10 protein-coding genes and 1 tRNA gene are annotated in these 7,786 nt (G+C 59.2%); 1 reads left to right on the top strand and 10 read right to left on the bottom strand.

Annotation, left to right across the window (positions count from 1 at the left end; all coding sequences use genetic code 11):
* The first annotated feature begins 158 nt into the window (after positions 1-158).
* Positions 159-830: a tyrosine-type recombinase/integrase gene (locus tag ACQRA4_RS13355; RefSeq protein ID WP_427823552.1), complete on the top strand. Its 672-nt coding sequence runs from the start codon at positions 159-161 to the stop codon at positions 828-830.
* 93 nt (positions 831-923) lie between these two features.
* On the opposite strand, the gene ACQRA4_RS13350 is transcribed toward ACQRA4_RS13355, so the two are convergent.
* The 10 genes from ACQRA4_RS13350 to secY all read right to left on the bottom strand — a co-directional run bounded on the left by ACQRA4_RS13350 (position 924) and on the right by secY (position 7,734).
* Positions 924-1,007: transfer RNA gene (locus ACQRA4_RS13350), tRNA-Leu, on the bottom strand.
* A 146-nt stretch (positions 1,008-1,153) separates the two neighbouring features.
* Entirely contained in the window at positions 1,154-2,215 is a 1,062-nt protein-coding gene (gene selD / locus ACQRA4_RS13345) for a selenide, water dikinase SelD (RefSeq protein WP_427823551.1), read from the bottom strand.
* A 155-nt stretch (positions 2,216-2,370) separates the two neighbouring features.
* Positions 2,371-2,856 carry a 50S ribosomal protein L17 gene (rplQ, locus tag ACQRA4_RS13340; protein ID WP_427823550.1) on the bottom strand — a complete coding sequence of 162 codons (486 nt, stop codon included), beginning with the start codon at positions 2,854-2,856 and terminating at the stop codon, positions 2,371-2,373.
* On the bottom strand, positions 2,846-3,889 hold the full coding sequence (locus ACQRA4_RS13335) for a DNA-directed RNA polymerase subunit alpha (protein WP_427823549.1): 1,044 nt from the start codon (positions 3,887-3,889) through the stop codon (positions 2,846-2,848). Before ACQRA4_RS13335 ends, rplQ begins: the two co-directional genes overlap by 11 nt.
* 11 nt (positions 3,890-3,900) lie before the next feature.
* Positions 3,901-4,527 carry a 30S ribosomal protein S4 gene (rpsD, locus tag ACQRA4_RS13330; RefSeq protein WP_427823548.1) on the bottom strand — a complete coding sequence of 209 codons (627 nt, stop codon included), beginning with the start codon at positions 4,525-4,527 and terminating at the stop codon, positions 3,901-3,903.
* 47 nt (positions 4,528-4,574) lie between these two features.
* Positions 4,575-4,964 carry a 30S ribosomal protein S11 gene (gene rpsK / locus ACQRA4_RS13325; protein WP_008685806.1) on the bottom strand — a complete coding sequence of 130 codons (390 nt, stop codon included), beginning with the start codon at positions 4,962-4,964 and terminating at the stop codon, positions 4,575-4,577.
* 42 nt (positions 4,965-5,006) lie between these two features.
* Positions 5,007-5,375 (bottom strand): 30S ribosomal protein S13, encoded by a 369-nt coding sequence (gene rpsM / locus ACQRA4_RS13320; RefSeq protein WP_427823547.1) that lies wholly within the window; start codon positions 5,373-5,375, stop codon positions 5,007-5,009.
* Positions 5,376-5,390: 15 nt separating this feature from the next.
* Positions 5,391-5,504: a 50S ribosomal protein L36 gene (gene rpmJ / locus ACQRA4_RS13315; protein WP_005027799.1), complete on the bottom strand. Its 114-nt coding sequence runs from the start codon at positions 5,502-5,504 to the stop codon at positions 5,391-5,393.
* Between the two features lie 107 nt (positions 5,505-5,611).
* Positions 5,612-6,406, bottom strand: coding sequence for a type I methionyl aminopeptidase (gene map, locus ACQRA4_RS13310; protein ID WP_427823546.1), 795 nt, complete (start codon positions 6,404-6,406; stop codon positions 5,612-5,614).
* A 14-nt stretch (positions 6,407-6,420) separates the two neighbouring features.
* Positions 6,421-7,734 (bottom strand): preprotein translocase subunit SecY, encoded by a 1,314-nt coding sequence (secY, locus tag ACQRA4_RS13305; RefSeq protein WP_427823553.1) that lies wholly within the window; start codon positions 7,732-7,734, stop codon positions 6,421-6,423.
* Positions 7,735-7,786 lie beyond the last annotated feature (52 nt).

Below are 7,786 nucleotides of genomic sequence, written 5' to 3'. Positions count from 1 at the left end.
GATAACCTTTTTAGCCCATCTCAGCTAGTCAAGATCCTAAAGTTATTGTTTATTTCCTTGCTGGACACGAACGAAAAGATGTATCTCATTCTCCTGGTGTAGGAGAATTTCTCAGAAACAAATACGCTGAATCTCTCAATCGACAGGACTTGGAACGGATGCGCGAGGGTTTTCGCGCTCAGGGTACCAGCAACGCCACCATCAACAAATATCAAGCATATATTCGTGCAATTCTTGCCTGGGGTGTGGATCAGGACTTAATACATCTGAATCCATGGCGTGACTACAAGCGTCTGAAGCATATCCGCCCCGTGGATCTCTCCACTGTTGATGATCTGCGGAAATTGTTCCCATATCTTCCAGAGTTTTTGCAATGGGCGGTAAAAACCGCCTTTTTTCTTGCCCTGCGCCCGGGACAGGTGGAACTTTTTAGTCTGACATGGAACGCCTTTGATTGGCGGCGTGGTGTTGCCATTATCCGGCAAGGCAAAAGTGGACGGCTAAAAACGGTTGTTCCCCATCCGGCATATATGGCTGAGGCATACCAGAGGTATAAACTGGATATGGCCGCCGGCATCCCCCTTGTCTGCCACCGTGGAAACGGACAACGAGTCTTATCCTACCGCACAGCATGGCTTAACGCCTGCCGGCGCGCTGGAGTAAAAATGCGTCCATATGTCATTCGCCATATCGCGGCCACGGAGATGCTTGCACGCGGCGCAGACCTGGCCGCTGTGGCCGCGCAACTTGGGCATAGCAATGTAGCTACACGCCCATGTGTCTCCGGGAAGCCAGGCACGGGCAGCGGCGCTTATGCCAAGCCTGGATGATGATCCAGAGCCCAAATAGTTTGGTGCAAATTTGGTGCTAATTTTTCCTCCAAAAATGGGAGGGTCGTGAATATAACCCACTGATATTATTGATGGTGCGAGAGGGGGGACTTGAACCCCCATACCGTAGGTGCTGGATTCTAAGTCCAGTGCGTCTGCCAGTTCCGCCACTCTCGCAAATCAAGCCTTGATAGCATAGCAAGCCGGCGTGCGCAACCGCGCAAGGAGAATATTCATGGCCGGCGGCATGGGCAAGGGCAATGCTTCCGGCATGACAGCCCGCGGAGCGAATATGCGCATGGGCGAAGCCGACGGGCAGGCCGTCAACGCAGCAGCAGCAGGGCCTTGCCGTCCTGCCGGGGCGGCAGCACTTCCCCCACTTCGCGGGCAAGGTCCCCACCGGCTTCCAGCATGGCGCGCGCCGCGTCCAGCCTGTCCGGCGGCACGGCCAGCAGCAGGCCGCCCGAGGTCTGGGCGTCAAACACCACGCTTTCGAGAGCTTCCTCCACGCCAGCATCCACCAGGGTGGAGCAGCCCCAGTGCTTACGGTTCAGATGACTGCCCGCGGGAATCAGCCCGTCGCGCGCATAGTCGAGCGCGCGCGGCAACAGGGGCAGCGCCCTTGTCTCCAGAGCGACGCAAACATTCGAGGCCAGGGCCATTTCCAGAGCGTGCCCGCCCAGCCCAAAGCCGGTAATGTCTGTGGCGGCGGGCAGGCGCAGCTCACGAATGACCGCCCCCCCGACCTTGTTCAGGCGACCGCAGCTGCGCACCAATTGGGCCTCGCTTTCCGCGGCGCCGTCCCAGCGGGCCTTCACCGCCGTGGCCAGAATGCCGGTTCCCAGGGCTTTGGTAAGCAGAAGGCGCTGGCCCGGTCGCAGGCCGTTGTTGACCGCCATATGCGAGGGGTCAATAATCCCGGTCACAGCAAGACCGTACTTCAGCTCATCGTCCTGCACGGTATGACCGCCGGCGGGCACGGCCCCCGCCTCCATCAGAGCGGAGTGCCCGCCCCGCAGAATGTCAACGAGAATATGGTCGGGGTCGTCTTCAGCCAATGCCTGGGGAAAACAGGCCACATTCATGGCGCACCAGGGCTCGCCGCCCAGCGCGTAAACATCCGACAGGGCATTGGCCGCCGCGATGCGCCCAAAGGCAAAGGCGTCGTTGACGATGGGCGCAAGAATATCCACAGTCTGCACCAGCGCCTTGCCCGCCGGAACCGACAGCACCACCGCGTCTTCGTTGCGGGCGCGGCCCGCCAGCACCCTGGCCTCCAGCTCTGGTCTGGAGGCGGAAACAAGGCCACGCAAAAGTCGCTCCAGGGCCCCTGGAGCCAGTTTGGCCGCTCAGCCGGCGGCGCGGGCTTTTTCCAGCAATTTCATGATATCGCTCCGTTACGGGCGGTACGCAAACCAGACAAGGCCGCATAAACAAAGGGAGCCATCAGGCCCCCAGACTGATGAACAAAGCCCGCCTTGCGGGGTTTGTCATCAATAAAAAGGGGCCCTCAGGCCCCTTTTATAAAAAAGCTCACGTTCTACTGGGCGGCGCTTTCTTCCTGCGCGGCTTCTTCAGGCTTTGCCTTGCGGGCACGCTTGGGCTTGGCCGGCGCCTCGGCGGCGACCGTGTCCCCCTTGGCGTCCTTGCCGTCAGAAGCCTGACCGGCCACGCGGGAAAGCTCAATGATCGCCATTGGCGCGTTGTCGCCCTTGCGCGGCATGGCCAGTTTGAGCACACGGGTATAGCCGCCGGGCACACCGGCGAACAGCGGGCCGATTTCATCAAACAAACGCTTGACCAGAGCGTGATCGTTCAGCGCCCGATAGGCCAGACGGCGGGAATGCAAATCGTTGCGCTTGGCCAGAGTGATCAGGGGTTCCACCACCCGGCGCAACTCCTTGGCCTTCATCTCCGTAGTGCGGATTTTGCCGTGGATCAGCAGCGCCTTGGCGAGATTTTGCAACAGGGCCTTACGGTGCGCGGGCGTGCGCGAGAGTTTCCTGCCGGAATTGCTATGCCTCATTTTGCTGCTTCCTTTTCCATTCCTGATATTTCTTGTCGAAGGCGTCGACCTTCATGCCAAAGTCAAGGCCCATGTCCAAAAGAACACTTTTGATTTCATCCAGCGACTTGCGGCCGAAATTCTTGGTTTTGAGCATTTCGGCCTCGGAACGCTGAACCAGCTCGCCCACAAGGGCAATATTGGCGCTGCGCAGGCAGTTGGTGGCGCGCACCGACAGCTCGAGATCGTCAATGCTCTTGAAGAGATGCTCATTCACCTCGCCGCCGTCGTTGCTGCCCAGGCGCATATCGCCGGAAACGCGCTCATCAAAGTTGATGAAGACCGAAATCTGATCCTTGATGATCTTGGCGCTGTATGCAATGGCGTCTTCGGGCGTGAGGGAACCGTCAGTCCAGACCTCAAGCAGCAGACGGTCATAGTTGGTCATCTGCCCCACGCGGGCCTGCTCCACCGCATAAGCCACCTTGCGCACCGGCGAAAAGCTGGAATCCAGCTTGATCAGGCCGATCTCATCAGACAGGCCCTCATGCATGTCGGCGGGCACATAGCCCTTGCCCATGCGCGCCTCCAGCTCCATCTCCAGCGAAATGTCCTCGGTGAGGGTGGCGATGTGCAACTCGGGGTTGAGCACTTCCACATGCTGATTGGTCTGAATCTGGGCGGCGGTCACAGGCCCTTTGCGATCCACGCGCAGGGTCAGCCGCTGGGGTTCATCCGTATCCATGCGCAGGCGAACCTGCTTGAGGTTGAGGATGACGTCAGTCACGTCTTCCAAAACGCCATGAATGGTCGTGAACTCATGCTGCACGCCGGTGATGTTCACCGAGACAAAGGCCGCCCCCTGCAGGGAGGCCAGAAGGACGCGCCGCATGGCGTTGCCTATGGTGGTGCCGTACCCCCGCTCCAACGGCTCGCAGATAAACTTGCCGTGCGTGCCGCTGGCCGTTTCTTCCTCACGCAAAATCTGGTCGGGCTTCACGAGCTCCGACCAGTTGCGCGCATTGATAAGGCGTTCGCCCTGTTTAATTAGCATGCGCCCCCCGCTTATTTCGAGTAAAGTTCGACAATCAACTGCTCGTTGACGGGGAACTGAATATCGTCGCGTTGCGGCAAGGCTTTCACGGTGCCCTTGAAAGCGGCGCCATCGGCTTCAAGCCAGGCGGGGCAGCCGCGACGGGCGATAACTTCCTGGGCTTCAGCCAGAACAGGAATTTTACGGTTTTTTTCGGGCACTTCCAGGGTATCGCCCACCCGCACTTGCAGTGAGGGGATGGTGACCTTGTGACCGTTCAGCGTAAAGATGCCGTGACGCACCAGCTGCCGAGCCTGGTTGCGGGAGTTGGCAAAACCCAGACGGTAAATGACATTGTCCAGCCGACGCTCCAGAATGACCAGCAGATTGGTGCCGGTAACGCCCTTCTGCATTTCGGCCTTTTCAAAGTAGCCGCGGAACTGGCGCTCCAGCACGCCATAAGCGCGACGGGTTTTTTGCTTCTCCCGCAACTGCACCGCGTATTCGCTGACCTTTTTGCGCGCGCGGCCGTGCTGGCCGGGGGCATAGGGACGACGATCATAAGCGCATTTGTCGGTAAAGCAACGGTCGCCCTTCAGGAAAAGCTTGCACCCCTCGCGGCGGCACATGCGGCATTTGGCTTCGGTATATTTGGCCATGAATGAGTCCTCTTCGTTTGTACGGCGCTGCTCGCGGCAGCCTGAAACTAAACGCGGCGGCGCTTGGGCGGCCGGCAGCCGTTGTGCGGGATGGGCGTCACATCACGGATGAAAGCCACCCGGAAGCCCACGGCGGCAATGGCGCGCATGGCGGCCTCGCGGCCGGAACCGGGACCCTTTACATAAACGCCCACGGTGCGCATGCCATTGTCCTGCGCCTTGCGGGCGGCGGTTTCAGCGGCCACCTGGGCGGCAAAGGGCGTGGATTTGCGCGAACCCTTGAAACCGCTCTGGCCCGAGGAAGCCCAGGAAACGGCATTGCCGCGCGTGTCCGTAAAGGTGATGATGGTATTGTTGAACGACGCCTGAATATGGGCAATGCCCACAGGCACGTTCTTCTTTTCCTTTTTCTTGACCGCTTTCTTGGGTCTGGCCATGATTATCCCTCAACCTGGCTAAAAACGACTAAATGAACACGCCTACTTTTTCTTGCCCACAGCGCCGCGGCGCGGCCCCTTGCGAGTGCGCGCGTTGGTGTGGGTGCGCTGGCCGTGCACGGGCAGGCCGCGACGATGACGCAGCCCGCGGAAGCAGCCGATATCCATAAGCCGCTTGATATTGCTCGAAACTTCGCGGCGCAGATCGCCTTCCACCTTGTAGTTCTGCTCGAGTTCCTTGCGGATCTCGTTCACTTCGTCAGCGGAGAGATCGTCAATGTTACGTTCCCAGTTGACGCCGGTGGTGTCAAGGATCTTCAGGGCCGTGGTGCGGCCGATGCCGTAAATATAGGTAAGCGCAATATCCACCCGTTTGCCGCGCGGCAAATCAACACCTGCTATTCTCGCCACAATATATCTCCTGCCCTAGCCCTGGCGCTGCTTGTGCCGGGGGTTTTCGCAGATAACTCGAAGCACTCCCTTGCGCCGGATCACCTTGCACTTGGGGCATATTTTCTTGACGGAAGGCCTGACTTTCATCGCATATCTCCACTGATAGCCGTTTGGCCGTTATGACGGCCCGTCCTCTACGGCCCCGGCTATTTCGGGGCGGGAACAGACATCTTTATCTGTCTTTGCCCGTTCTGTCAACCATCAATTGTGTGCCGGTTCAGGCCTCGATCCGAAACGCTCAGGATTCTCGGCCCTTCCGGGGTGATTGCCACACTGTGTTCAAAGTGCGCGGCCCACTGGCCGTCACGGGTCACAGCGGTCCACTTGTCATCCAGAATGTCCACTTCGTGGGTTCCGACCGTCACCATGGGTTCAATGGCGATGACCATCCCGTTTTGCAGGGTCAGCCCGTGCATGCCGGGTCTGAAGTTGGGCACTTCCGGCTTTTCGTGCATCTTCGCGCCCACGCCGTGGCCCACGAAGCGACGCACCACATTGAAACCGGCGGCCTCCACATAATCCTGCACAGCGCCGCCAATGGCGTAGACATCATTGCCGGCCCTCGCCTGCTCAATGCCCGCATAAAGACTTTCCTCGGTCACCCGCATCAGGCGACGGGCCTCGTCGCTCACCCGCCCCACAGGGTATGTGCGGGCGGCGTCGCCCACAAAGCCTTCGTACACCACCCCCATGTCAACGCTGACGATATCCCCCTCCTGAAGCAGCCGCGCGGAGGGAAAACCGTGCACCACCTGCTCGTTGACCGAGCAGCAGATGGCAAAGGGGTAGCCGCAGTAACCGAGAAAAGCCGGTTTTACCTTGTAATCAGCGCACATGTCGCGCGCCAGTTCCTCCAGGCGCATGGTGGGCAGACCGGGGGCCACCATATCGCCCACGGCATCCAGAATGTTGGCGACCATGCGGTTGGCTTCCCGCAGGCGGCCCACCTCCCGCTCATTTTTTATGAACGCGCCGTGATATTTCTTCATGACACCGTCCCGCGCTACGCCTTGCCGCCCTTGCGCGCCTTTTGCATCAGCCCCTGGTACTGGCTTGATATCATGTGCGACTCCACCTGATTCATGAAGTCCATGGCCACGCCCACAAGAATCAGCAGACTTGTGCCGCCAAAGTAAAACGGCACGTTGAAGTTGCTGATCAGCAGCATCGGCAGCAGGCAGACGATGGAGATGTACACCGCGCCCGAAAGGGTCAGCCGCGAGAGCACCGTGTCAATATATTCCTGAGTCTTCTCGCCGGGGCGAATGCCGGGGATGAAGCCCCCCGCCTTCTTCAGATTTTCGGACATGTCTTTGGGGTCAAAGATGATTGCCGTGTAAAAATAACAGAAGAAGAACATCAGGGCCACATAGATGACATTGTACAAAAGGCCGTGAGGCGAAAAAAGATCCGCCGCCTGCTTCACATATTCATTGGTCGAAAACTGACCGATGGTCGCCGGAAAAAGCAGCAGCGAAGACGCGAAAATGGGCGGTATGACGCCAGCCGTGTTCAGGCGCAGGGGCAGATGCGAATTTTGCCCGCCAAACATCTTCCGGCCCACCTGGCGCTTGGCGTAACTGATGGGAATGCGCCGTTGCGCGCGCTCCACAAAAACAATGCAGACCGTCACCGCGGCCATGAACGCCAGAATGACGACAGCCATGAAAATGCTCATGTCGCCGGCTTCAATCAGAGCCACGGACTGAATGATGCCGCGCGGAATGCCCACCACAATGCCGCAGAAGATGATCAGCGAAATGCCGTTGCCGATGCCGCGCTCGGTGATCTGCTCGCCAAGCCACATGACCAGCACGGAACCGGCGGTAAAGGTCGCCATTGTCACCAGGCGGAAGTGCCAGCCGGGGCTGAGCACAACGGGCGTGCCCGCCGGGCTGGTCATATTTTCAAGGCCCACGGCGATGCCCAGACCCTGCACCAGTGTAATCAGCACGGTGAGGTAGCGCGTGTACTGGGTAATCTTGCGGCGGCCCGCCTGCCCTTCCTCTTTGGCCATGCGCTTGATGTCAGGGCTGACCACCTGCAAAAGCTGCATGATGATGGAGGCCGAAATATACGGCATGACGCCCAGCGCGAAGACGGAGACATTGCTCAGACCGCCGCCCGAGAACATGTCAAAAAGACTGAACAGCGTGCCGGACATGCTTTCAAAAAAAGACGCCAGGGCCGCGGCATCCACGCCGGGCACGGGAACATGCACGCCGATCCGGTAGCAGCACAAAATCAGGAAGGTCCAGCCCAGGCGTTTGGCCAAGGCGGGCTGACCCGCCGCATTGTTTGCCGATCCTACTGCCATGAAAAACTCGTTGCGTTTGCGCGCCAGAGGCGCCGTATGCGCGTAAACGTCA

The organism is Desulfovibrio sp. SGI.169 (assembly GCF_050313595.1).
GTDB lineage: Bacteria > Desulfobacterota > Desulfovibrionia > Desulfovibrionales > Desulfovibrionaceae > Desulfovibrio.
Note: the sequence above shows the minus strand (reverse complement) of the source record. Positions and strands in the feature narration are given on the sequence as shown.